A 26,218-nucleotide genomic window follows, 5' to 3' on the forward strand; every position below is an offset into this window, starting at 1 on the left:
GCGGAATGCAGCGGGAATGCAGCGCGATGACGCCGCGCCGCTTTCATCCGAGGAAACGAACGTCAGCGCCAGGCTTGCGTGAACTCCGCGATCACGCGCGACAGGTGCGCGCGCATCGCATCGCGCGCGCCGGCCGCATCGCGCGCCATGATCGCCGCGAAGATCCGCTGATGATCCTCCTGCGACGCCTCGCGCAGCGCGCTCGAATGAAAGTGCTCCTCGATCTTGTCCCACAGCGGATCGCTGCGCGCGCAGTCCCACATCGCCGTGACCATGTGCAGCAGCACCGTGTTGCCGGTCGATTCCGCGATGCGCAGATGGAACTGGCGATCGGCCGCGTCGTACGCGGCCTTGTCGTCCATCTGCTCGCGCATCGTCGTCAACGAGAAAAACAGCCGGTCGAGATCGGCATCCTTGCGCTCGGTCGCCGCGAGCGCCGCGACTTCCGCCTCGATCAGCCCGCGTGCGCGCAGCGTCTCGATCGGCCCCGGGCCGCGCGGCACCTCGAACGTCACCGGCCGTGCGGCATCGACCGCCGACACGTAGATGCCGGAGCCGATCCGCACCTCGACAACCCCCTGCACCTCGAGCGCGATGATCGCCTCGCGCACCTGCGTGCGGCTCACGCCGAACTGGTCGGCCAGGCTGCGCTCCGACGGCAGCCGCGCGCCGGCTTCGAACGCGCCGGCGGCCACCATCGCGTGAATCTGCCGCGCAAGGCCGATATAGGAGCGGTCCGCGGCATCGGTGTCGCGGCTGGCGGGCAGGCTGGAAAGATCGGTCATCGAAAGGCTCGCAACGGGCTGGCCGGCGCCATCGCGGCACCGGATCGCCAAAATGGTACACCAATTCCGGCCCGCGTCCCGTTCGGCCTGTCGGCCAGTCCTGCTGCGCATTCGCAGAGGCGTCATACCGTGCGATCTGGAATCGGATAACTGGTAAACCACTATCCCGGTTAACTGGCATACCAATCATAATCCGCACACCGACGACGGGCCGGCGTGCTACCGCCCGGTCGTCCGATGCATGAACCGCCAGCCAGGAGCCGCTCCAGTGAAGATGTCTTTCCGTTGGTACGGCGAGCCCGATCCGGTCTCGCTGCAATACATCCGCCAGATCCCGGGCGTCACGCACATCGTGTCCGCGATCTACGATGAGCCGGTGGGCGAAGTCTGGCCCGCGCACAAGATCGACGCGCTGAAGGCGACGATCGAACGCGCCGGCCTGCGCTTCGAGGTCGTCGAATCGGTGCCCGTCCACGAGGACATCAAGCTCGGCAAGCCGGGCCGCGACCGCCTGATCGACCACTACCGGCAGACGATCCGCCATCTCGGCGCGGCCGGCATCCGCGTCATCTGCTACAACTTCATGCCCGTGTTCGACTGGACCCGCACCGAGTTGTCGAAGACGCTCGACGACGGGTCGACCTGCCTCGCATTCAGCACCGAATCGGTCGACCGGATCGATCCGAACGATGGCATCGCGCTGCCCGGCTGGGATTCGAGCTACCGGCCCGAACAACTGCAGGCGCTGCTCGCCGACTATCGCGACGTCGACGAAAACGCGCTGTGGGCGAACCTCGAATATTTCCTGAAGGCGATCATCCCCGTCGCCGAGGAAGCCGGCGTGAAGATGGCGATCCATCCCGACGATCCGCCACGCCCGATCTTCGGGCTGCCGCGCATCGTGAAGAACCGCGACGATCTCGCGCGGATCCTGCGCATCGTCGACACGCCCGCGAACGGGCTGACGCTGTGCTCGGGCTCGCTCGGCGCGGGCCCGCAGAACGATGTCGAAGCGCTCGTGCGCGAGTTCGGCGCAATGGGCCGCATCCACTTCGCGCACATCCGCAACGTGAAGGTCGACGCGAACGGCGATTTCGAGGAAACCGCGCACCTGTCGAGCTGCGGCTCGCTCGACATCGCCGCGATCGTGAAGGCGTACCACGACACCGGCTTCACGGGCTACGTGCGCCCCGACCACGGCCGCATGATCTGGGGCGAGACGGGCAAGCCCGGTTACGGCCTCTACGACCGCGCACTCGGCGCGGTCTACCTGAACGGCCTGTGGGAAGCGCTGGCGAAGTTCAACCGCGCGCCGCAATAACACCCCCATCGAGGCGGCCGGCGCAGCGGAACGCCGGTCGCCCGTCACGACATTCCGCGCGGAGACACCGCATGCCACGCATCCGATGGGCCATGATCCTGATGTGCTTCCTGGCCAACGTTATCAACTTCATCGACCGCGCGAACCTAGCGATCGCCGCGCCCAGCATCCGCGCCGACCTCGGCCTCGACGCGGTCGGCATGGGGCTCGTGCTGAGCGCGTTCTTCTGGACCTACGCGTTCCTGCAACTGCCGGCCGGCTGGTTCATCGACAAGGTCGGCGTGCGCGTCAGCCTCGCGCTCGCGGTCGGCTGGTGGTCGGTGTTCACCGTCGCGACGGGCGCCGCGCGCGGCCTCTCGCAACTCGTCGGCGTGCGGCTGATGCTCGGCGTCGGCGAAGCGGCCGCGATCCCGTCGTTCGCGAAGGTCGCGTTCAACTGGTTCCCGCGCAGCGAACGCGGGCTCGCGAGCAGCATCTTCGACAGCGGTTCGCGCGTCGGCTCCGCGCTGTCGCTACCGCTCGTCGCGTGGCTGATCTCGATCGTCGGCTGGCGCGGGTCGTTCGTGATCACGGGCGGCATCGGCGTCGTGTGGGCGTTGGCGTGGTGGTTCATCTATCGCGACCCGGAACGCTATCGCGCGATCGCGCCGGACGCCGTCGACGCGCTGCTCGCACAGCGCGGCGCGCCGACCGTTGCGGCCGCAACCGACGGCGCGAAGGTGTCGTGGCTCGACCTGTTCCGCTACCGCACCGTGTGGGGGATGATGATCGGCCTGTTCTGCCTGAACTTCGCGATCTACTTCTTCATCACGTGGTTCCCGAGCTATCTGCTGCAATCGCGCGGCTTCTCGCTCGCGTCGCTCGGCACGTGGGGCATGCTGCCCGCGCTGCTCGCGATTCCCGGCGGCTGGCTCGGCGGCTACGTGTCGGACAGCCTGTTCCGCCGCGGCTGGAGTGCGACCGCCGCGCGCAAGACCTGCCTCGTGCTCGGGATGCTGCTGTCGTCGTCGATCGCGCTGTCCGCGTTCGTCGAAAGCGTGTGGGCGTGCCTCGGATTGTTCGCCCTCGCGTATGCAAGCCTGTCGTTTGCCGGTGCGAACGTGTGGACGCTCGTCGGCGAAGTCGCGCCGACGCCCGCGCACGTCGCGTCGATCGGCGGCATCCAGAACTTCGCGGGCAATCTCGCGGGGATCTTCATCACGACGTTCACGGGCGTGATGCTGTCGATCACGAAAGGCTCGTTCGTCGTGCCGCTCGCCGTGGCCGGTGTGCTGTGCGTGGTCGGCGCGCTGTCGTACCTGTTCGTCGTCGGCAAGGTCGAACCGTTGCCGCCGCTGCGCAGCGGCGCGAACGGGCGTGGCGCGGAGCCAAACGCGGCCTGATGCATCGGGGCAGCGCGGCGCGGCTGCGGCGCCTTCGCTGCGCCGCCCGCGCTTTCCTTTTCGGGCCGCGCATCGGACAATGAGCCGCCCGCGCGCGACGCGCTCCCGCCCTCGCCGATGAAACGCTACGAAACCCTCGCCCATACGATCGCCGACGACATCCGTAACGGCAACCTCGCGGTCGGCACGCGCCTGCCGTCGCTGCGGCAGATCATCGCGCAGCATGGCGTGAGCCAGTCGACGGTGTTTCGCGCGTACTACCTGCTCGAACAGTGGGGGCTGATCCGTGCGCGCGAACGCTCCGGCTACTACGTCGCGCCGGGTGCACAACCGGACGCAGCCCCGGCCGCGAAGCGTCGCGCGAGCCGCGCCGGCGCATCGCGCAAGGTCGACATCAGCAGCCTCGTGTTCTCGGTCCTCGATGCGGCCACGCAGCCCGGCATCGTGCCGCTCGGTTCCGCGTTCCCGGCGCCGCAACTGTTTCCGCTGCCGCGTCTCGCGAAGTCGCTCGCGCAGGCCACGCGGCTCGTCAGCCCGTGGAGCACGGTCGTCGACCTGCCGCCCGGCAACGAGGCGCTGCGCCAGCAGATCGCGCGGCGTTATCTCGCGACGGGCGTGTCGCAGTCGATCGACGAGATCGTCGTCACGAACGGCGCGCTCGAAGCGCTGAACCTGTGCCTGATGGCCGTCACGCGGCCCGGCGACGTCGTCGCCGTCGAAGCGCCCGGCTTCTATGCGGCGCTGCAGGCGATCGAGCGGCTCGACCTGCGCGCGGTCGAGATTCCCGTCGATCCGCGCACGGGCCTCGATCTCGATGCGCTTGCGCACGCGCTCGACCGGCACGACATCCGCGCGTGCTGGTTCATGACCAATTTCCAGAATCCGACCGGCGTCACGCTGTCCGTCGACAAAAAGCGCGCGCTCGTCGACATGCTCGCGGCGCGTGAGGTGCCGCTGATCGAGGACGACGTCTACGGCGAGCTGCATTTCGGTCCCGACTATCCACTGCCCGCGCGTGCGTTCGACCGCCACGGCCTCGTGATGCACTGCAGTTCGTTCTCGAAGACGCTCGCGCCCGGTTACCGGATCGGCTGGGCCGCCGCCGGCCGGTTCGCGGAGAAGGTGCAGCGGCTCAAGCTGATGACGACACTGTCGGCCAGCATTCCCGCGCAGGTCGGCATCGCGAACTATCTCGAGCACGGCGGCTACGACCGTCACCTGCGCAAGCTGCGCGGCGCGCTGCACACGCAGCTCGACCGGATGGACGACGCGCTGCGGCGCTGGCTGCCGCCCGGCGTCGAATGGGTGCGACCCGACGGCGGGTATTTCCTGTGGCTCGCGTTTCCCGATGCGATCGACGCGATGGAACTGCATCGCCAGGCGATCGCACGCGGGATCAGCTTCGCGCCGGGGCCGCTGTTTTCGGCCACGCACGGCTTCGAGCGCTGCGTGCGCGTGAACTTCGGCCATCCATGGAGCCGCGACATCGAGCGCGCGATCCGCGTGCTTGGTGAACTGGTCGCGCAGCCGTCGGTGCGCAAGGGCGGTTGATCGCGCCCGGTGTGCCCGGTCACGTCCATGCAGGCAATCGGCGCGCGGGTTACATTGCTGATCCCGCTGCCCCTTCACGATTTTCCATGAGCCAACTGCCCTACCTCGATCACGACGCGTTGTTGAAACTGACGGCCGAAGCGGCGCACGTCGCGCAGCCGTGCACGTGCACGAAAACCTCGCTCGCCGGATGGACCAGCCTGCCGCTGTCGCTGCAGGACGCGCAACTGACCGAAGTAGCCACGCTCGCGCCGCCCGGCGAAATGGAGCCAACCTATGCGGAATATCATCCGGCCGGTACGCGCTACGCGTCGGACGATGCGCCGATCGCGCTGCGCCATTTCCCGTACAACCGCTGCAACGTCAGCCGCTGCCGCTCGTGCGGCCGCCTGTTCCTGCGCTATCAGGAAGGCGGCGGCTACTTCATCGACCAGCGCATTCGCGCGCTCGATCCGGCGCTCGTCGTCGACGCCTGAATCCGCCACGGGCATCAATGCATGCCCGGCCCGCGCGGGCGCCGCCACGACCGGCGTCGCGCCCGCCATCTGCTGCGCCCTTTTCGTCCCGATCTGCTGCTTGTCCCGCCGCCCCGCGTTCCCTACGCTGTCTCCGGTTGCCTGACACCCGTCGCAACGTCCCTTTCGAGCCGCGCGCGCCGCGGCTCCTCTCGCGTATCACGTCATGTATCGATATACCGATTTCGACCGGGCGCTCGTGCGCAGCCGCGCCGCCCAGTTTCGCGACCAGCTCGAACGCTGGCAGCACGGCACGCTGAGCGAAGACGCGTTCCGGCCGCTGCGCCTGCAGAACGGCTGGTATGTGCAGCGCCACGCGCCGATGCTGCGCGTCGCCGTACCGTATGGCGAACTGTCGAGCGCCCAGCTTCGCGTGCTCGCGCGGATCGCGCGCGACTACGACGTGCCCGACGACGCCACCTATCGCGCCGCGTGCGACGCGCAGGCGTTGCTCGGCACGCTGCGCCTGCCGACCCGCAGCGCGCACTTCACGACGCGCACCAACGTGCAGTTCAACTGGATTCCGCTCGCGAAGGCGGCTGACGTGATGGACCTGCTCGCGACCGTCGACATGCACGGCATCCAGACGAGCGGCAACTGCATCCGCAATATTTCGTGCGACGAGCGCGCGGGCGTCGCGCCGGACGAGATCGCCGATCCGCGTCCGTTCGCCGAAGTGATGCGCCAGTGGACGACGCTGCACCCCGAATTCGCATTTCTGCCGCGCAAGTTCAAGATCGCGATCACCGGCGCGACCGAAGACCGCGCGGCGACCGACTGGCACGACGTCGGGCTGAAGCTCGTGCGCGACGAGACGGGCGAGCTCGGCTTTCGCGTGAGCGTCGGCGGCGGGATGGGCCGCACGCCGATGATCGCGACGCTGCTGCGCGCGTTCCTGCCGTGGCGGCACGTGATGAACTACATCGAGGCGATCGTCCGCGTGTACAACCGCTACGGCCGCCGCGACAACAAGTACAAGGCGCGGATCAAGATCCTCGTCAAGACCGAGGGGCAGCGCTACATCGACGACGTCGAGGAGGAGTTCCGCCAGATCGTCGACCATGACGGCGGCCCGCATACGATTCCGCAGGCCGAGTTCGAGCGCGTCGCCGCGTCGTTCGTGCCGCCGCGGCTCAAGCCGCGCACGCTCGACCTGCACGACGCGAATGCGCGCGTATCCGCGCAGGCGGCCCGCCACCCGGCGTTCGCGCGCTGGCTCGCACGCAATGTCGCCGCGCACCGCGACCCGGCGCTGCGCATCGTCACGCTGTCGTTCAAGCGCCGCCTGCAGGCGCCCGGCGATGCGTCGCCGGACCAGCTCGACGCGCTCGCCGATCTCGCCGACCGCTACTCGGCCGGCGAGGCGCGCGTCACGCACACGCAGAACGTCGTGCTGCCGTGGGTGCACGTCGACGACCTGTTCCTGCTGTGGGAAAACGCGCGCGCGATCGGGCTCGCCAGCGCGAACGTCGGGCTGCTGACGGACATGATCGCGTGCCCGGGCGGCGACTTCTGCGCGCTTGCGAACGCGCGCTCGATCCCGATCGCCGACGCGATCGCCGAGCGCTTCCAGGATCTGGACATGTTGCACGACGTCGGCGACATCGACCTGCACATCAGCGGCTGCATCAATTCCTGCGGCCATCATCACAGCGGCCACCTCGGCATCCTCGGCGTCGACAAGGACGGCGCGGAGTGGTACCAGGTGACGCTCGGCGGGTCGGACGGCTCGACCGCGAGCGGCCCCGCGCGGCCGGGCAAGGTGATCGGCCCGTCGTTCTCGGCGGACGAGATCGTCGATGTCGTCGACGCGATCGTCAACGCGTATCTCGACGCGCGGATCGATGCGAACGGCCGCAGCGAACGATTCATCGACACGGTGCGCCGCATCGGCGCGGAACCCTTCAAGGCCGCCGCGAACGACGCGCGCCATCAGGCGGAGCACGCATGAAGCCAGCCAGCGACAACGACAGCATCAACGCACGCATCCGGCTGCTGACGCCGGCCGAACACGCCCGCGACACGCAGCAGCACGACGATGCGACGCTGACGATCGGCAACGACGAGGAACTGCCACCGCTCGCCGCGCGGATCGCGCAGGCTGCGCGCATCGACCTGCAGTTCCCGTCGTTTACCGACGGTCGCGCGTACAGCCAGGCCTACCTGCTGCGCAAGCGCTTCGGCTTCGCCGGCGACCTGCGCGCGATCGGCGACGTACTGATCGACCAGTTGCTGCTGATGGAGCGCACGGGGTTTTCGAGCGCGGTGCTCGGCGACGACACGGACATCGCGGCCGCGCGGCGGCAGCTCGACCGGTTTCCGGGCTTCTATCAACGCGATGCGAGGTCGGAAGCGCCGGCATCGCCGCGCGAGATAATGTCAGACGATTGACTTGATTCGCAAGCGCGCGGCCACACTCGCCACGACGGGAAAGTCATTCATAGGATCATTCAACCTGCATTCCTCATGCCAACCCTCGCACGATCTGGCAACAACAGCGAAACCGCGCATTTGATTCGGTCATTGCTTGACATTTTCAACGTATAACCTAGCTTGACTCTACGGATCAAATGCGCGGCACATTCTGTTCGATTCATATCGGGACACATGAATCGCGTGAAGATTCGACACAATAATTAAGTTATACAAATAAATTTCAACCTGGGGACTCGCCATGGACAAGTCATCGTCTTGCGGCGTCACAAACACCACCGCAATCGCTCCGTTCGCGGACGCATCGCGCGCGTCGACACGCGAAGCCGCCATTCCCCCCGTGCGCGCGTCGAAGCATCTCCTTGCCCCTCCGCGCTGACCCGCTGCCCCTTCCCTGATTCACTTCATCGAAGCAAAGAGAATCGTTTCGCCGTTCGGCGGCGGGACGTGACATTAGCCTGTCTTCCGCACGCAAGGTCGTGCGTGGAAGCAGGTGCGATCACTCTCGAGCATGCACATGGCTACCTCCAATCCGTTTGAAGCCCGGCCGCCGACGATCAATCCCGTGAGAATGAATCACTGGACGGCACGTGGCAGGGCCATTTCATTAGGTCTCTATCTGCTTCTCGTCAACGCGGCGGGTGCTGCGGTCGCCGCCTATGCGATCAAACAACCGGTTCGCGCGGGGATTTTCTGGGATCAGTGGGGGACGATCATCATGGTCAGCGCGATCGCAACCGTGCTGGTAGGCGTGCCGCTGATCGCGTTCCTGTGCCTGGGCTGGTACGCGCGTTATGACGAATTCCAGAACAGCCTGAAGAACGACGCGCTCGATGCCTACCTCAAGCGTTTCTGGTCGAAGTGGCTGCTGCAGACGATCCAGTTCGCGGAACATCAGGAACGCACGGCGCTGAGCGCGGGCAGCAACACGGACCTCATGAAAGACTTCTCGGAACGCTGGCCGACGCTGGGCGACCGCCTGTTCGCGAACATCTACCACGAGCAGTACGGCCTGTGGGCGTTCGTGCCGCCGTTTCTGATCCTGCTCGTGGTGACGTACGCGATCACGTCCATCGCGACCTGGCTGTGTACGCAGGGGGCTTGCTCGTCGTCGAGCCAGGCGACCTGCATTTTCGGACTCAGTGCCCCGCTGATCGTGTCGTCGATCGCCGGTGCGCTGATGTTCGTCGTCAGCGATGCCGTGCTGGGGATCCGGCGCCGCGCACTCAACGCATCCGACGTGTACTGGTATTCGCTGCGGCTGTTCCTCTCGATCCCGCTTGCTCTTGTCGCGGAATATGCGCCGTCGGCCGGCAGCCCGCCGCATGTCGTGATCGCGTTCACGCTGATGATCCTCCCGGTCGATCAGATCATGAAGACGATTCGTCGCCTCGCTGCGCTGAACATGAGCAAGCTCGAACAGGACGAGGACGTTCCGGACGAACTGCTCAACCTGAGCGGCGTCACGAAGTTCGTGGCGGCGTTGCTGCAAGCGGAGGGCATCACATCGATCGAGCAAATGGCGGCGGCTGACCCCGTCACGCTGTCGATCCGCACGGGCTTTCCGTTTCGCTTCACGCTGCGACTCGGTTCGCAAGCGATCGTACGCCGGCATTTCGGCCCGGATGCGTCGAAATTGCTACCGATCGGCCTGGCGGATGTCGTGCCGATCTTCCTGCTGGTGCAGGCGCTCCAGAGCCCAGCGCCGGGCGCGGAATCGCCACCCATACCAACCAATGCGCCGCCGCTCGAAAACCCCGACGCCATCATCGCAGCCGCCGCCACGTGCCTGTTTCCCAATGCGCAGGCCGAACCCGCGACGACCCAGGCACAAGCGGTCGTGAAAATGAAATTCGGCCAGATTGCCGCGGAAGAGTACACGTTGATGCTGGCTCGGATCACGCCGCTCGACCCGGCGCTGTGATAGCGAAGTGAAATTCGCCACCTATCTGGCGGGAGGAACGCCAGCGTATTCATGGGATGCGATCCTGCTGTCGGCAGGCGGCAACGACCTGTTCGACGCGCCCGTGACAATGCCCGACGAACCCGATCCGGGCAACGCGACGCGCCGGCTGCTACCGGACCATCAGGCGACCGGGAAAACGGGATCCATCCTTCGCCGCAGCGCGACGCGAAGCGCGGTATCGCGTTCGAAAACCAGGTCACGCTCACGTGAACATGTCGCCGGCGGAACGCGCATGCGTTCCACCGGCACGCCAGACGCGGCTAGTTGCGCGCCACCGGCTTGCCGAATGCGCCGAGGATCTTCTTCTCGAGCGCGATATAGTCGCGGCCGAAGTGGTGATCGCCCTGCGTCTTGATCACGTCGGCGCCCGTTCCCACGAGCGCCGGACACATCGTGTCCTTCTCTTCCGCGCCATAGAAGCACTGCACGAGCTGCGGCGGCACCTTCGCCAGTTCCGGCGCGACCTTCAGCGCCTTGTCGCTCGCGGGCATGCCGAGCCAGCCCGTCACGCGGATCTGGAAATCGGCGGACGGCGCGAAGCCGAGCAGCGACATCACCGCGACCTTGTCGCGCAGGTCGGCCGGCAGCCGGTTGTACGCGAACGGCATCACGTCGGCACCGAACGAGTAACCGACCAGCGCCACGCGGTTCGCATGCCAGCGCGCCGTGTACGTACGCATCACGCGCGCCAGGTCGCGGCTCACCTGTGCGGGCGGCTTCTCGCTCCAGAAATAACGCAGGCTGTCGATGCCGACCACCGACACGCCGTCGCGCTGCAGCGCCTCGGCGATCGTCTTGTCGAGATCGCGCCAGCCGCCGTCGCCCGAGATCACGATCGCGAGGCGGTCGCTGCCGCCCTTGGCCGGCAGCTCGACGAGCGGCAGATCCGACACGTCGAGTTCGTCGCCGCTGCTGTTGTCACGCAGGTGCGACGTGACGAGCGACACGAGCTTCGTGGTGTCGCCCGCGGCAGCCGTTTCGACAAAACCCGGCATCGCGCGGCGCACGATCGTCGGATCGGGCGGGCACGGCTTGAAGCGCGGGTCGAGCTTCGCCGCCGGGTCTACCGATACGACACCGGCAATCGTGTTCTCCGGCGCCATCGACAGGATCTGCTTCGCGATCGCACCGCCCTGGCCCACGCCCGCGACGATCGGCGTGAAATAGCGCGACGACTGCGCGAGGCGTTCGAGCTGGTGGCTGACCGCCTCGGCGTCGCCGTCGAGGTGGTGGCAGGTCTCCTGCTTCGCGGCGAGATTCATCGCATAACGCTCGGAGTCGACACCGACCGTCATCGCCCCGGCTTTCGCGAGCGCATCGGCGGCCTGCTGATCGGCGGCATTCCAGCCGGCCTCACGCGAGAACAACACGACGAAACCGCGCAGCGGCCCGCTCGGCTTGGTGACGGTAACGGGCCCATAACGGCCGCCCGACACGGTTTCGGCCTTCACTGCGGCCGGCTGCGTGGCGCACGCGGCGCCGGCCAGCATCATTCCCGCGCAGGCGGCTGCCGCCCGCGCGAATCCGTTCTTCAACATCATGAACGCCGACCTCCAGCCAGCAATGACAGATCCGCGAGCGTGACGAACACGCCGACCGAGCCCGAGGCCGCGAGGTAACGCGGCTCCCAGTGCGGTTCGAACTTGCTCTTGAATGCGCGCAAGCCGCGGAAGTTGTAGAAGCGGCCGCCGAAGCGCCAGACCATCAGGCCGAGCCGGTGCCACGGCGACGGCATCTTCGCCGCCCCCATCCCCGAGAACGGCGCGATGCCCAGGCTCAACTTGCGGAAACCCGCTTCCTTCAGATGCAGCGCGAGCTGCGTAAACAGATACTCCATCGCGTACGGCGACGCGTCTGGCAGATGGCGCATCACACCGACCGTCGCCTCGGTGTTGAGGTCGGTCGTCATGAACGTGACGAACGCGATCGGCTTGTCGGCCTGACGCACGAGCATCACCGACTGCGTCGCGAGATAACCGTCGTGGAACGCGGCCACCGAGAAGCTCTTCTCGCGTGCATCGCGGCTGTCGAGCCAGCCGTCGGAGATGTCGCGCAGCTTCGGCAGCGCGACCGGCACGTCGCACGGCGCGATCACCTCGACCGTCAGCGCGTCCTTGTCGCCGCGGCGCAATGCGTAACGCAGGTGCGAACGGTTCGAACCCTTCAGGTCGAACTGGTCGAGCGCGATATGCGCTTCCTCGCCGAGCTTCATCAGCGTGAGCCCCGCGTCGAGATACAGCGGCAGCGCGTTCGCGCGCACCTGGTAGAACGCCGCACGACCGCTGTGCGCATGCGCGAGCGCGATGAACTTGGCGATCAGCGCCGGCCATTCTTCGCGCGGCCCGACCGGGTCGTGCAGCGCGGCCCACGTGCGACCGTACTTCGCGTACATCAGGAACGCCTGGCGCGATTCCGAGAACAGGAACGACTTGTCGCCCATCAGCGCGAGGCCCGCATCGCTGCACTCCTGCGCGCGGATGATCCGCTCGGCGTCGAACAGGTCCTGCGGCACCGGCTTCACGAAACGACCGGGGGCCGGGCGCAGCAGTTGCCACAGCGCGAACATCGCGACGAACACGCCGCTCGCGAGCGTCGCGCGCAGCGCACGCGGCGCGCGTGCGTCGAACGAGAAATGCGACCACAGGTCGCGCGTGTACGGCACGTCGCGGAACGCGAAGAACAGCACCCACACCGCCAGCATCAGCACCATCGTCACCGACACGAACCAGCTGACCGTGAAGCGCTCGGCGAGCAGCGACGAATGACGGTTGAAGCGGCGGCGGCTGACGAGCAGCAGCACCAGCAGCGTGCCGAGCACGCCGGCCTCGACGAACGCGAGGCCCTTCGCCAGCGACAGCGCGAGGCTCGCGAGCGTCAGCGCGAAGGTCATCCACCATGCGCCGTCGAGGCGGCGCAGCAATCCGCGCGCGACGAACAGCAGCGCGACGCCGAGCACGCTGCAGATCACCTGCGAACCTTCGAGCACCCACAACGGCACCAGGTGGCGCAGGATCGCGATCCGGTGCCAGAACGCGGGTGTCGCGCTCGAGATCACCAGCATCCCGCCGACCGCGAACGTCACGAGGCTCAGGAACACCGGCGCGAGCTGCGACACGCGCGCGGCCTGCCGCGACACGAGCCGGCGCCGCAACGCGCGCCCCTCGAAACCGGCCAGCAGGCCGGCCGACAGCACGAGCGGCACGCCGAAGTAGATCGCGCGATACGCGATCAGCGCGGCGACCATCGCATGCGCGGGCACTTCGCGGCCGAGCGTGAAGACCATCGCGGCTTCGAACACGCCGATTCCGCCCGGCGTATGGCCGATCATCCCGAGCAGCAACGCGGCCGCGTAGACGGTGATGAAGGTCGGGAAGCCGACCGGCGCGGCCGGCAGCAGCACCCACAGCGTCAGGCCCGCCGCGACGACGTCGAGCACCGCGTAGACCACCTGCGCGACGAGATCGCGCCGCGCGGGCACGTCGAACGACAGCCACTTGAAGCGCGTCACGACCGGGCGCGCGGTGTTGCCGCACATCACGACCATCGCGGCCAGCACCACGAGCAGCGCGGCGCCGCTCCACGTGAGCACGCCGGGCGCGACGTGCAGCATGGCGGCGAGCGCCTCCGGCACGCAAACCATGCCGACCGCCGTCATCAGCACCATCGCGAGCGCCAGCGTGCCGCTCGTGAATACCGTCATCCGGCCGATCTGTGCGGGCGTGACGCCCGACACGCCGTACACGCGTGCACGGACCGCGCCGCCCGTCAGCGCGCCGAAACCGGTCGCGTTGCCGAGCGCGGACCCGGCGATCGCGCCGATCCACAGCGCGACGCGCGGCACCGTCGCGGCGACATAACGCAGGCCGACCGCGTCGCGGGCGACCAGCGCGAGATAGCTGAGCGCCGTCGCGGCCAGCGACGCGCCCCACTCGCCGACGGACATGTGACGCAACTGGCGGATCACCGACCGGTAGTCGACGGATTCCGACAGATGCTGGAAAACCACGATCAGCAGCAGGCCGATGCCGAGCGCGAGCAGCGGCGACAGCACGCGCTCATGGCGGATCAGCGCCCGGACACGGGCGATCACCGCCGCGGCACGGCCGGGCGAACCAGAGTGGCGGGAAGACATAGATTGTTCAGTGGTGGTGCATAGCGTGTCGCGGCGCAAGACGGCCAGGCGGCGACGAATCTGGTTGTTCTGCGTGGGCGGTCGGCCGAAGACGGAGGCAGGTGGCGCCTGAATCAGAACTTACGAGTATACGGAATTTATATTACAGAATCTTTCAGGTTCGCATTGTGCGGTTTTGTGGCGCGCGGGCGCGTAAACATCGCATCAAAATCGTGCGACCGAAAAACGCAAGGTGCGCATCATACCGGGAACCGGGTCCATTTTTTCATCGGATGAATGACTTGTGATGCATTTGGGAGAAATCTCCCGGGCGAGGCCCGACAGCCGAGGATGAAAACGTAACGGCGCGGGGCGTTTCGGGAATGGGGACAGGTTGATTCGGTGCACTCGTATCCACTTTCCACCGTGACGGAATCGCGCTGCGTACCGTCACTTCGCCCGCTCATGCTCCCCCAACCCGATCGCCTTGTAGTCGTAAGTCGGATAGAACTCCGTCCGGTACGCCCCCCAGGCCGTATCCTCGAGCACCCGATTGACCTCGCGCAGCCGCGACGCCGGCAACCGCAGCACGACGATCTGGCCGATCCCCATCGTCACGGTCCAGCTCACCACTTCCACGCCCGGCGGCGGAAACGCCTTGTAGAACCCCTGCTTCGCGAGCTGCGCGTTCAACTCGGCGAGCGGGCGCGACTGGTCGTGCTTCAGGAACACGGTCAGCAGCACCGCGTTGTCGGGTGTCGCGGCGGCCGTGCCGGCCGGCACGGTCGACGTTTGGCCAACGGCTGGCGCGCCGCAAGTCGCGGCGGCCGCCAGCGCTGCGGCGATCACGAGGGTTCGAATCGGGAAATGCGGGAATGCCGGCATGACGCGCTCCCAGGCTGCGTGGATGGAGCCGCCATCATGCGCCGCCGCGCGAATCGCTGCCGGCAGGCGGCGCCGTCGAATTACGCTTCGCCGGCCCGCTCGCGCAGGATGTCGATGAACGCGCGCAGCTTCGCCGGCACGTGCTTGCGATTCACGTAATAGAGCCACATCGGTGGCAGCGTGCGGCACGCACCCGGCAGCACCTCGACGAGCGTGCCGTCGCGCAGGTCCTGCTCGATGCGCTCGCGCATGAACGCAAATGCGATGCCGACGCCGGCACGCGCCGCATCGATCACCGCATCGGCATCGTTCGTCACGAACACGCCGTCCGGATCGAGATCGACGTCGCGGCGCCCGTCGTGCAGCAGCCACTTGTGCAGGCGCCCGCTCTCCGAAAACCGGAAGCGGATGCACGCATGACGCTCGAGCTCCGTAATCGACGCGGGCGCGCCATACCGCGCCAGATAACCGGGCGACGCGACGAGCGCACACGACAGCGCGGGCGCGATCCGCACGCCGATCATCCCCGGCTGCAGCCGGTCGGCGAGGCGGATCCCCGCGTCGAACCCGTCCTTCGCGATGTCGACCAGCTCGTTCTCGTAGCGGATTTCGAGCCGGACTTTCGGAAAGCGCTCACGGAACGCGGCGAGAACCGGCGCGATCACGAGCGAGCGCGCCAGCGGCAGCGCGGTCACGCGCAACAGCCCGCTCGGCTCGCTGCGCGCGTCCTTCAGCGCGTCGCGCGCCTGCATGACTTGCCGGTAGGCAGGCTCCGTCTGCTGCCAGTAGCGCTGCCCGGCTTCCGTCAGGCTCACGCCGCGCGTGCTGCGGTTGAACAGCTTCACGTTCAGCTCGCCCTCGAGCTGCCCGATCGCGAGGCTGACGGCGGCCGGCGTCAGGCCCAGCGCGGCGGCGGCCCGCGTGAAGTTGCCGGCCGTCGCGACGCTCATGAATACGTGCAGCCCGGCCATCGGATCGCGTCTGCCCATCATTAAAAAAACTTGAAACTCCTTCGAGCGGAATGCGGATTCTCCCATATACCGCGACGACCTACACTGGCCCTGTCGTCCCACCGGAGCCTCGAATGGACCCGCTCACCGCCGCGCTGCCGCTCGCAGCCGCCCGCCGCACGATCGAAACCGCGCTCGCGCACGCCGAATCGCTGCAGGTCGCGGGCGTCGCCATCGCGATCGTCGATGCCGGCGCGAACCTGCTCGCGTTCGTGCGCACCGACGACTGCTTTCTCGGCGCGATCGATCTGGCGCAGCGCAAGGCGCTGACCGCCGTCCGCTTCCGCGCATCGACCGGCTCGCTCGGCGCGATGTCGGGCGACGGCCCGCTGCGCGGCATCGAACACAGTCACGGCGGGCTCGTCACGTTCGGCGGCGGCGAACCGCTCGTCGACGGCAACGGACGCTGCGTCGGCGCCATCGGCGTATCGGGCGGCAGCGTCGACGAAGACACCGCGATCGCCCGACATTGCCGCGATCGCTTTCACGCAACGCTCCCCACCACAAGGTAAGCACATGGCACAGCAACGCATCCTCATCACCGGCGCGGGCACCGGCTTCGGCCGCGAAGTCGCGCTGCGGCTCGCCGAACGCGGTCACGACGTGACGGCCGGCGTGCGCGTCACGACCGAGATCGACGAACTGGCGGCCGCCGCCGCGCAACGCGGCACCACGCTGCGCGCGATCAAGCTCGACGTCACGTCCGCGCACGATCGTGCCCGTGCGGCCGAACTCGACATCGACGTGCTCGTGAACAACGCGGGCGTCGGCGAAGCCGGCGCGCTCGTCGACCTGCCGGTCGAGATCGTGCGCGAGCTGTTCGACGCCAACGTGTTCGGGCCGCTCGAACTGACGCAGCAGATCGCGCGCGGGATGCTCGCGCGCCGGCACGGCAAGATCGTGTTCGTGTCGTCGATCGCGGGCCTGATCACGGGGCCGTTCACGGGCGCCTATTGCGCGTCGAAGCATGCGGTCGAATCGGTGGCCGAGGCGATGCACGCGGAACTGGCACCGCACGGCATTCGCGTCGCGGTCGTGAACCCGGGCCCGTACAGCACCGGCTTCAACGACCGGATGATGGAGACGACGCGGCGCTGGCGCGATCCGGCCGTCCACACGGTGACGCCCGAGCGGCTGACGTTCCCGCTCGAACAGCACGATCCGGAGGAAATGATCGCGAAGATGGTCGACGTGATCGATAGCGACGGCGGCGCGTTCCGCAACCTGCTGCCGAAATCGTCGGAAGCATTCGTGCGCGCCGAACAGGCGCGTGCGTGGGACCGCCAGCAGTAACCTCTGCCGGTCGCGGGACGGCGGGTGGACCGCCGCCCGCGCGGTCAGTACACGTCCCGCATGTAGCGCCGCGCCTTCGCGAGCCGCGCGACGTAGTCGTTCGCGGCGTCGTCCGACATACCGCCGTGCTCGGCGACGACCGCCTTCAGCGCCATATCGACGTCCTTGGCCATCCGCGCGGCGTCGCCGCACACGTAGAAGTGCGCGCCTTCTTCCAGCCACGCGAACAGCTCGGCGCCCTGCTCGCGCATCCGGTCCTGCACGTAGATCTTGTCGGCCTGGTCGCGCGAGAACGCGAGATCGAGTCGCGTCAGGAAACCGCTGTCGTGCATCGCGCCGAGTTCGTCGCCGTAGTAGAAATCGGTCTGCGCGTGCTGCTCGCCGAAGAACAGCCAGTTGCGCCCGCGTGCGCCACGCGCCTGCCGCTCGTGCAGGAAGCCACGGAACGGCGCGACGCCGGTGCCCGGGCCGACCATCACGATCGGCACGTCTCCGTTCACCGGCGGGCGGAAATGCGCGGACTTCTGCACGAACACGGGCACGCGGCCGTCGTCCGCGCGATCGGCGAGGAAAGTCGACGCAACGCCTTTGCGTGCGCGCCGGCCGTTGTGATAACGCACGGCCGACACGGTCAGGTGGATCTCGCCCTGGTGCGCGCTCGGGCTCGACGCGATCGAATAGAGACGCGGCTGCATCCGCTTCAGCATCCCGACCAGCTCCGTGCCCGACAGCTCGACCGGAAACTCGTGCAGCACGTCCGCGAGCTGTTGTCCCCACAACCATTGCTTCAGGTCGCCCTTGCGTTCGTCGCCGAGCAGCGACTTCAGTGCACCGTTCGCGCTGCGCGACGCGATGAATGCGAGCGTGTCCGGATGCGGCCGCGTGATGTCGAAGTGGCGTGCGAGCGCGTCGCCGAGCCGCACGTCGCCGACGCCCGCGATGGACACGGGTGCATCGGCTTTCAGCGCGGTGACGGACAGCAGCTCGTCGACCAGCTCCGGGCAGTTGGTCGGCCACACGCCGAGCGCGTCGCCGGTTTCGTATTCGAGGTTCGCGCCTTCGGTCGACAGCGACACGTAACGCGTGTCCTTCGCGGCGCCCGGACGATTGAGCCGCAGGTTCGCGACGAGCTTCGACGGTGCCGGATGCGCCTTCGTCGGCAGCAGCCCCGACGGGCTCATCCCGCCGGTCGGCACCGCGTGCAGCGCGGCGTCCGCCTCCTTGATCCGCGCGACGACACGTTCGAGCCACTGGTCGGCATCGCGCTGGAATTCGACGTCGCAGTCGACGCGCGCACACAGGCGCGCCGCGCCGAGTTCCGCGAGCCGCGCATCGAGCCGGCGGCCGTGGCCGCAGAACTGGTCGTAGTTGCGGTCGCCGAACGCGAGCACCGCGAAGTGCACGCCGTCGAGGCGCGCGGCGCTGCCGGCCTGCAGCGCGTCCCAGAACTCGGTGCCGTTGTCGGGCGCATCGCCGTCGCCGAACGTGCTCGTCATCAGCAGCACGTATTGCGCGCCGGCAAGCGATGCGACCGGATAGTCGGACATGCACGCGGTGCGAATCTCGAAACCCGCGTTCATCAACTGCGTCGCGTAGTCCTCGGTCAGCGATTCGATGTTGCCGGTCTGCGATGCCCACAGCAGTACGACCTTCGGGCGCGTGCGCACGATGCGCACGCCGCCGCCGGCGTCGGCCGACTGGGCCGGCGTTACGGCATCCAGCGCGTGTGCATGAGCGGGCGCCGAGCGGCTGAACAAACCGGCGAGCATCCCGTCGAGCCAGAACCGCACCGGCGGCGTGAGCGGCGCGCCGGCCGGCAGCACGGGCACGCTGCCCTCGCGCCGGCCCGCGCTCGCCCTCAACCCGCTGACGAGGCCGGCCACATACAGCCGCTCGGTGTCGGTCAGCGGCGGCGGCGCGAGATCGGCGACGCCGAGCGCGGCCGCGAAAGTGTCGATGTCTGCCATGTCGGATTCCTGTGAAACAGTGGCCTGCACCATCGCCGGCGCGGGCCGCGCGTCGTCGGCGCATGCATCGGGTTGCGCCGTGCCGTCGTCGTCGGACGCGAACGCATCGGTCTCGACGCGCCGCAGCGCGACCGCGCAATATTTCAGTTCGGGTTGCTGCGATTCGGGATCGATCGCGTCGTTCGTCACCGCGTTGATGCACAGGTCGTCGCCGTACACGTCGTTCCAGTGCATCGGCGCGAAGCAGTTGCCGCGCTGCACGCGCTCGGTGACGACGGCCGGCAGCACCGCGCGGCCGCGCGCCGAACGGATCTCGACGCTGTCCTTCGCGGCGATGCCGAGCGCGCTCGCGTCGTCCGGGTGAAGCTCGACGAACGGGCGCGGGTTCAGCTTGTTCAGCATCGCGACCTTGCCCGTCTTGGTCATCGTGTGCCATTGATGCTGCAGCCGCCCGGTGTTCAGCACGATCGGGAACGTGTCGTCGGGCAGCTCGGCCGGATCGACATGCGGCCGAGCGAAGAAACGCGCCTTGCCCGACGGCGTCGGGAACGCGATGCGCGGCGCGTCGTTCTCGCCGGCCGCCGTGCGCAACGTCTGGCTCACGCCGTCGTTCAGGTAGCGGATCGGGTGCCGCTCGCGCGCGGTGCCCGGTGCGACCGGCCACTGCACGGGCCCGTCGCGCAGCGCCGCGTGGCTCGCGCCGCGCAGGTCGTAACCGGTCGCCGGATTCGAGAAACGGACGATCTCGTCGAACACGTCGGCCGCCGACGCGTAGTCGAACGCGTCGCCGAAACCCATCGCACGCGCGACTTCCGCGACGATGCGCCAGTCGGGCAGCGCGTCGCCGGGCGGCGCCACGGCGGCGCGCATCAGCGTCATGTTGCGCTCGGAGTTGACCATCACGCCGTCGCCCTCGGCCCACAGCGCGCCGGGCAGCAGGATGTCCGCGTAGCGGTTGGTCTCGGTGTCGAGGAACGCGTCCTGCGCGATCACGAGCTCCGCGGCCTGCAAGCCGGCGATCACGTTCTGCCGGTTCGGCACGGTCGCGACCGGGTTCGTGCAGACGATCCAGCATGCCTTGATGTCGCCGGCCGCCATCCGCGCGAACAGGTCGACCGTCCCTTGCCCCGTCTCCTTGCGCAGCGTGCCGGCCGGCACGCGCCACAGATTCTCGACGAAGCGCCGGTCGTCGTCGGACAGCACCGAGCGCTGGCCCGGCAGCCCCACGCCCATGTAGCCCATCTCGCGCCCGCCCATCGCGTTCGGCTGGCCGGTCAGCGAGAACGGCCCGCTGCCGGGGCGGCAGATGCGGCCGGTCGCGAGATGCAGGTTGCAGATCGCGTTGGTGTTCCACACGCCGTGCGTGCTCTGGTTGAGCCCCATCGTCCAGCAGCTCATCCACTCCGGTGCGTCGCCGATCCATTGCGCGGCCGTGCGCAGGTCGGCTTCCGCGAGCCCCGTGATCGCCGCGACGCGCTCGGGCGTGTAGTCGGCGAGAAACGCGGGCATCGCGTCCCAGCCTTCGGTGTATGCGTCGATGAACGCGCCGTCGGTGCGGCCGTTCGCATGCAGCAGGTGCAGCAGCCCGTTCGTCAGCGCGAGATCGGTGCCCGGCCGGATCTGCAGGAACAGGTCGGCCTTGTCGGCCGTGCCGGTGCGGCGCGGGTCGACGACGATCAGCTTCGCGCCGGCCTTCACGCGATCCATCATCCGCAGGAACAGGATCGGGTGGCAATCGGCCATGTTCGCGCCGATCACGAAAAACAGGTTCGCGCGATCGAAGTCCTGGTACGACCCGGGCGGGCCGTCCGCGCCAAGCGACTGCTTGTAGCCGGTGCTCGCGCTCGCCATGCAGAGGCGCGAGTTCGACTCGATGTTGTTGGTGCCGACGAAGCCCTTCGCGAGCTTGTTGACGAGATATTGCGCCTCGATCGACATCTGCCCCGACACGTAGAACGACAGCGCGTCGGGGCCGTGCGCATCGAGCACCGCGCGCAGGCGGCGCGCGGTCTCGGCGATCGCGTCGCGGGCCGGCAGCGGCACGAGGTCGTCCTCGCGCGCGCGGCGCACGAACGCGCGGTCGAGCCGCCCCGAGCGGCGCAGCGCGACGTGCGCCGACGAACCCTTCGTGCACAGCCGCCCGAAGTTGGTCGGATGGTCGGCGTCGCCGGACACCTTGACGACCTCGCCCTCCTCGACGTGCAGCACCATGCCGCAGCCGACGCCGCAATACGGGCACACGCTCTTGACGGGGGTGGCGGTCATGCGCGCTCCGGGGCGGTCAGGCCGCGATCCACACGAAGCCGTCCTCGACCCGCGACGGATACGCGCTCACCGACTGCTCCGGCGCTTCGAGGCACTCGCCGGTGCGCAGGTCGAAATGCTGCTTGTACAGCGGCGACGCGACGACGACACGCTCGCCGAGGCTGCCGATCAGCCCGCGCGACATCACGGCCGCCTGCGATACGGGGTCGACGTTGTCGATCGCGAACACGCCGCCGTCGGCATGCGCGACGTGAAACACCGCGACCTGCTCGCCGTTGACGAGCGCGCACACGCCAGTGTTCGGCACGATGTCGTCGAGCGGGCACACACGGGTCCAGGACAGCGGAAGACGATCGTTCATGATGAGCTCCTTGGAAAAGACGCTGGTGTCGGTCAGGGTCAAACGGTTGCGGATTCGGTCACGGCCTGCGTCGCGCCTTCGACAACGACGGGAATCGTCACGGGCTTGCCGCGCACGCGCTCGTCGGGCGTCGCGGGGCGGATCTGGCCACGCGTCTCGACGAATTCGATGTTCGCGTCCGGCGCGTCGCTGTTCACGAAGTGGCGGAAGCGCTTGCGCGTCTCGGGATCGGTCACGGCCTTCTTCCATTCGCATTCATAGGTGTCGACCACATGCTGCATGTCGGCTTCGAGTTCGGCCGCGATCCCGAGCTTGTCGTGCACGACGACGTCGATCAGGTAGTCAAGGCCGCCTTCGAGGTTGTCGCGCCATACGCTCGTGCGTTGCAGGCGGTCGGCCGTGCGCACGTAGAACATCAGGAAGCGGTCGATGTAGCGGACCAGCGTCGCGCGGTCGAGGTCGGACGCGAGCAGTTCCGCGTGGCGCGGCTTCATCCCGCCGTTGCCGCACACGTACAGGTTCCAGCCCTTCTCGGTCGCGATGATCCCGACGTCCTTGCCCTGCGCCTCCGCGCATTCGCGCGTGCAGCCCGACACGCCGAACTTGATCTTGTGCGGCGCGCGCAGGCCCTTGTAGCGGTTCTCGAAGTCGATCGCGAGGCCGACCGAATCGTCGACGCCGTAGCGGCACCACGTCGAACCGACGCACGACTTCACGGTGCGCAACGCCTTGCCGTACGCGTGGCCCGATTCGAAGCCGGCCGCGATCAGCTCTTCCCAGATCGACGGCAGCTGCTCGACGCGCGCGCCGAACAGGTCGACGCGCTGGCCACCGGTGATCTTCGTATACAGCCCGTACTTCTGCGCAACCTGGCCGACCGCGATCAGCCCTTCCGGCGTAACCTCGCCGCCCGGCATGCGCGGCACCACCGAATACGTGCCGTCGCGCTGGATGTTCGCGAGGTAGTAGTCGTTCGAATCCTGCAGCCCGGCATGTTCCTTCTTCAGCACGAACTCGTTGAAGCACGACGCGAGGATGCCCGCGACGGCCGGCTTGCACACGTCGCAGCCCAGCCCATGGCCGTGCTTCGCGAGCAGTTCGTCGAACGTCGTGATGCGCTCGACGCGGATCAGGTGGAACAGCTCCTGGCGCGAATGCGGGAAGTGCTCGCAGATATGGTTGTTGACCGCGAGGCCCTGCTTCTTCATCTCGGCCTTCATGATCTGCGTGACGAGCGGCACGCAGCCGCCGCACGACGTGCCGGCGCCCGTGCACGACTTCAGCGCGCCGAGGCTCGTCGCGCCGTCGGCCACCGCCGCGCAGATCTGCGACTTCGACACGTTGTTGCACGAGCAGATCTGTGCGCCGTCCGGCAGCGCGTCGACACCGATCGCCGGCTTCGCGACACCGTCCGACGACGGCAGGATCAGGAATTCGGGCGACTCGGGCAACTCGATGCGGTTCAGCATCATCTGCAGCAGCGTGCCGTATTCGGCCGCGTCGCCGACCATCACCGCGCCGTGCAGGAACTTGCCGCAGTCGGACACCACGAGCTTCTTGTAGACCTGGCGGCGCTCGTCCGCGTACTGGTAGGTGCGGCTGCCGGCCGTCGTGCCGTGCGCGTCGCCGATGCTCGCGACGTCGACGCCCATCAGCTTCAGCTTCGTGCTCATGTCGGCGCCCGCGAACGCGGCCGTGCCCGTCTCGTCGGCGCTGCCGGCGAGCTGCTTCGCGACCACGCGCGCCATGTCGTAACCGGGCGCCACGAGGCCGTACACCATGCCGTTCCATGCCGCGCATTCGCCGATCGCGTAGATATCGGCGTCGCTGGTGCGGCATGCATCGTCGATCGCGACGCCGCCGCGCGGGCCGGTTTCGAGCCCGCAGGCGCGCGCCAGTTCGTCGCGTGCGCGAATGCCGGCGGAGAACACGATCATGTCGGCGTCGAGGTGGGTGCCGTCGGCGAACGCCATCCGGTGCGTGCCTGCCTCGCCGTCGACGATCTCGAGCGTGTTCTTGCCCGTATGCACGGTCACGCCGAGCGCCTCGATCTTCGCGCGCAGCATCCGGCCGCCGCCGTCGTCGACCTGCACGGCCATCAGCCGCGGCGCGAATTCGACGACGTGCGTGTCGAGCCCCATGTCGCGCAGCGCCTTCGCGCATTCGAGGCCGAGCAGCCCGCCGCCGACCACGACACCGCGCTTCGCGTGCGTGCCGCACGCCTGCATCGCTTCGAGATCCTCGATCGTCCGGTACACGAAGCAGCCCGCGCGATCATGCCCCGGCATCGGCGGCACGAACGGGCGCGAACCCGTCGCGAGCACCAGCTTGTCGTACGCGAGCGTTTCGCCCGACGCGAGCGTGACCGTATGCGCGGCGCGGTCGATCGACGCGACGCAGGCGTTCAGGCGCAGGTCGAACTGCGGATGACGCTCGAAGAAGCCGGGTTCGACGAGCGACAGGTCGTCCGCCGACTTGCCCGCGAAGAACTCCGACAGGTGCACGCGATCGTAGGCCGGGCGCGGTTCCTCGCCGAGCACGGTGACCTGCAGTGCGCCCGCCGCGCCCGCTTCCGCCGCGACGCATTCGAGGAGCTTGTGGCCGACCATGCCGTGGCCGATGACGATGAGTTTCATGATGACGTTTCCTTCGGTCGATCAGTTGGCGACGCTGCCGGCGGCCAGCGCGTGGTCGCGCAGCTCGGCTTCGCGTGCCTTGTGTTCTTCGCTGAAGCGCACGGCCATCGCGCACAGCGCGGTCGCGGTGACGGCGAGGCCGAGCACGCTCAGCGTGTGCTGCACGTCGCCGACGCCCTTCAGCAGGAAGCTCGCGGCGACCGCGCCGACGTTGCCGCCCGCGCCGACGATCCCCGCGACGCCGCCGAGCGCCTTGCGGTCGATGAACGGCACCAGTGCGTAGGTCGCGCCGCACGCCATGTGCGTGAAGAGGCCGAAGGTCAGCATCGCGACGAGTGCGATGCCGATGCTTTGCGCATGCGAGAACCAGATCAGCCCGAGCCCTTCGCCGACGATCAGCGCGCACAGCAGCGTCGCGCGCACGTCGAGGCTGCGCCGCGCGGCGATCTTGTCGGACAGCCAGCCGCCGAGCGCGCGGGCGAACAGCGCGAGCAGCCCGAACAGGCCGACCGCGAAGCCCGCGTCCTTCAGCGACAGGTTGAAGTGATCGACGTAGTACAGCGCGGCGATGTTGTGGATGAACACCTCGACGCCGAAGCACGCGCCGTACGTGACGAACAGCATCCACACGCGATAGTTGCCGCACGCGGCGAAGAAGCTCGCCAAGCCGCCCTTCTTGCCGCTGTCGACCGTCACGCCCTCCTTGCGCAGCGCGATCACGTCGCCTTGCGGGCAATCCTGCGTGAAGCGCCAGTACGCCCACGCCATCACGAGCATCGCGACGCCCGGCACGACGAGCGCGATGCGCCACGACGAGTCATCGCCGAAGCCGAGCATCAGGCCGGCGGCAACCAGCAGCGGCATCAGCGCCTGCGTCGCGCCCGCGCCCGCATTGCCCCAGCCGGCCGTCGTCGCGTTCGCGGTGCCGACCACGTTCGGCGCGAACATCACCGACGTGTGGTACTGCGTGATCACGAAGCCCGCGCCGATCGCGCCGATACCGAGGCGGCAGATCAGGAACGACAGGTAGTCGTGCGTGAACGACACGGCGAACACGGGGATCGCGCCGAGCAGCAGCAGGCCGACATACACGCGGCGCGGGCCGAAGCGGTCGCACAGCGGGCCGACCAGCAGCCGGACGGCGATCGTCGCGGCCACCGCGGCGATGTTGATGTTGGCGACCTGTGCCGCCGTCAGGTGAAATTCGCGCGCGATGAGCGGCATCAGCGGCGCGCACGCGAACCACGCGAAGAAACATACGAAGAACGCCATCCACGTCAGGTGGAACGCGCGCATCGGCGCGGTGCGGAAGCTGAAGAGATCGATACGGGTAGCTTTGTCGGTCATGTCATCCGCCAAACGAAAAACGGCGTCCTGCACACCCGGTCTCGTCGAGACCCGATGTGTAGGACGCCGTTGCCCATGAAGCCCGTTGCCGGGCGCGTCTGTAATCGGTACTGCGGACGAATCGCCGTTGATCCGCCCGAACCAGCTTACGCAAACGCCGTGCCATGTCGGCCCGAATCGGGCCGGCAGCCCCGCCGCGCAAGGCTCGCCGGCCAGCGCGCGAGGCCGTCCGGCCCGCGGCGCGCGATGCGCCGTGATGCAGCGAGGCACAGATGTGGTGCGCTGCAGCACTGTCGCCGTGCGACATCGCGGTGCGCGCTGACGGGGCACGATGCACGCCGTTGCGGCACGGCGTCTGCCCGCGCGCGGCAGTCGCAGGCAGGCCTGCGG

Annotated in this window: 18 protein-coding genes; 9 read left to right on the plus strand and 9 right to left on the minus strand. The window is 68.1% G+C overall.

The window, feature by feature from the left end; genetic code table 11:
* Positions 1 to 62: 62 nt before the first annotated feature.
* Positions 63 to 785, minus strand: coding sequence for a FadR/GntR family transcriptional regulator (locus ACN22W_RS23060; RefSeq protein WP_419689530.1), 723 nt, complete (start codon positions 783 to 785; stop codon positions 63 to 65).
* Positions 786 to 1,053: 268 nt separating this feature from the next.
* Between ACN22W_RS23060 and uxuA the strand changes: the two genes are divergently transcribed.
* From uxuA to ACN22W_RS23095, 7 genes are all read left to right on the plus strand, one after another.
* Positions 1,054 to 2,106, plus strand: a complete 1,053-nt coding sequence (gene uxuA / locus ACN22W_RS23065; protein WP_419689531.1) for a mannonate dehydratase — start codon at positions 1,054 to 1,056, stop codon at positions 2,104 to 2,106.
* Positions 2,107 to 2,177: 71 nt separating this feature from the next.
* The gene (locus tag ACN22W_RS23070) at positions 2,178 to 3,488 is read left to right on the plus strand and encodes an MFS transporter (RefSeq protein ID WP_193100382.1); all 1,311 of its coding nucleotides are present in this window, start codon (positions 2,178 to 2,180) and stop codon (positions 3,486 to 3,488) included.
* 117 nt (positions 3,489 to 3,605) lie between these two features.
* Positions 3,606 to 5,039: a PLP-dependent aminotransferase family protein gene (locus tag ACN22W_RS23075; RefSeq protein WP_419689532.1), complete on the plus strand. Its 1,434-nt coding sequence runs from the start codon at positions 3,606 to 3,608 to the stop codon at positions 5,037 to 5,039.
* Between the two features lie 86 nt (positions 5,040 to 5,125).
* A complete protein-coding gene (locus ACN22W_RS23080) occupies positions 5,126 to 5,515 on the plus strand; it encodes a hypothetical protein (RefSeq protein ID WP_343494445.1) in 390 nt (129 codons plus the stop codon).
* A 205-nt stretch (positions 5,516 to 5,720) separates the two neighbouring features.
* Positions 5,721 to 7,505: a nitrite/sulfite reductase gene (locus ACN22W_RS23085; protein ID WP_419689533.1), complete on the plus strand. Its 1,785-nt coding sequence runs from the start codon at positions 5,721 to 5,723 to the stop codon at positions 7,503 to 7,505.
* Entirely contained in the window at positions 7,502 to 7,945 is a 444-nt protein-coding gene (locus ACN22W_RS23090) for a DUF934 domain-containing protein (protein WP_419689534.1), read from the plus strand. The genes ACN22W_RS23085 and ACN22W_RS23090 overlap by 4 nt, the downstream gene beginning before the upstream one ends.
* A gap of 559 nt (positions 7,946 to 8,504) precedes the next feature.
* Complete coding sequence (locus tag ACN22W_RS23095; protein ID WP_419689535.1) at positions 8,505 to 9,911, plus strand: hypothetical protein; 1,407 nt, start codon at positions 8,505 to 8,507, stop codon at positions 9,909 to 9,911.
* Between the two features lie 302 nt (positions 9,912 to 10,213).
* Here the strand turns inward: ACN22W_RS23095 and ACN22W_RS23100 are convergent, their stop codons facing one another.
* The 4 genes from ACN22W_RS23100 to ACN22W_RS23115 form a co-directional block, all read right to left on the minus strand.
* Positions 10,214 to 11,494 (minus strand): virulence factor family protein, encoded by a 1,281-nt coding sequence (locus ACN22W_RS23100; protein WP_419689536.1) that lies wholly within the window; start codon positions 11,492 to 11,494, stop codon positions 10,214 to 10,216.
* Positions 11,491 to 14,085 (minus strand): bifunctional lysylphosphatidylglycerol flippase/synthetase MprF, encoded by a 2,595-nt coding sequence (gene mprF, locus ACN22W_RS23105; RefSeq protein WP_419689537.1) that lies wholly within the window; start codon positions 14,083 to 14,085, stop codon positions 11,491 to 11,493. Before mprF ends, ACN22W_RS23100 begins: the two co-directional genes overlap by 4 nt.
* A 429-nt stretch (positions 14,086 to 14,514) precedes the next feature.
* Positions 14,515 to 14,949 carry a hypothetical protein gene (locus tag ACN22W_RS23110; protein WP_193100376.1) on the minus strand — a complete coding sequence of 145 codons (435 nt, stop codon included), beginning with the start codon at positions 14,947 to 14,949 and terminating at the stop codon, positions 14,515 to 14,517.
* Positions 14,950 to 15,029: 80 nt separating this feature from the next.
* The gene (locus tag ACN22W_RS23115) at positions 15,030 to 15,938 is read right to left on the minus strand and encodes a LysR substrate-binding domain-containing protein (RefSeq protein ID WP_412025625.1); all 909 of its coding nucleotides are present in this window, start codon (positions 15,936 to 15,938) and stop codon (positions 15,030 to 15,032) included.
* A gap of 95 nt (positions 15,939 to 16,033) precedes the next feature.
* On the opposite strand from ACN22W_RS23115, the gene ACN22W_RS23120 reads away from it, so the two are divergent.
* Complete coding sequence (locus ACN22W_RS23120; RefSeq protein WP_419689538.1) at positions 16,034 to 16,471, plus strand: GlcG/HbpS family heme-binding protein; 438 nt, start codon at positions 16,034 to 16,036, stop codon at positions 16,469 to 16,471.
* A gap of 4 nt (positions 16,472 to 16,475) precedes the next feature.
* A complete protein-coding gene (locus tag ACN22W_RS23125) occupies positions 16,476 to 17,252 on the plus strand; it encodes an SDR family oxidoreductase (protein WP_419689539.1) in 777 nt (258 codons plus the stop codon).
* A 44-nt stretch (positions 17,253 to 17,296) separates the two neighbouring features.
* On the opposite strand, the gene ACN22W_RS23130 is transcribed toward ACN22W_RS23125, so the two are convergent.
* The 4 genes from ACN22W_RS23130 to ACN22W_RS23145 are packed head-to-tail and all read right to left on the minus strand — an operon-like array spanning position 17,297 to position 25,828.
* Entirely contained in the window at positions 17,297 to 21,484 is a 4,188-nt protein-coding gene (locus tag ACN22W_RS23130; protein WP_419689540.1) for a molybdopterin-dependent oxidoreductase, read from the minus strand.
* Positions 21,485 to 21,500: 16 nt separating this feature from the next.
* Positions 21,501 to 21,845 carry a nitrite reductase small subunit NirD gene (nirD, locus tag ACN22W_RS23135; RefSeq protein WP_047903106.1) on the minus strand — a complete coding sequence of 115 codons (345 nt, stop codon included), beginning with the start codon at positions 21,843 to 21,845 and terminating at the stop codon, positions 21,501 to 21,503.
* A 38-nt stretch (positions 21,846 to 21,883) separates the two neighbouring features.
* Positions 21,884 to 24,481 carry a nitrite reductase large subunit NirB gene (nirB, locus tag ACN22W_RS23140; RefSeq protein WP_419689541.1) on the minus strand — a complete coding sequence of 866 codons (2,598 nt, stop codon included), beginning with the start codon at positions 24,479 to 24,481 and terminating at the stop codon, positions 21,884 to 21,886.
* A gap of 21 nt (positions 24,482 to 24,502) precedes the next feature.
* The gene (locus tag ACN22W_RS23145; RefSeq protein WP_419689542.1) at positions 24,503 to 25,828 is read right to left on the minus strand and encodes an MFS transporter; all 1,326 of its coding nucleotides are present in this window, start codon (positions 25,826 to 25,828) and stop codon (positions 24,503 to 24,505) included.
* Between the last annotated feature and the right edge of the window lie 390 nt (positions 25,829 to 26,218).

It is taken from the genome of Burkholderia theae (genome assembly GCF_048565265.1).
In the GTDB taxonomy this organism is placed as follows: Bacteria; Pseudomonadota; Gammaproteobacteria; order Burkholderiales; family Burkholderiaceae; genus Burkholderia; species Burkholderia theae.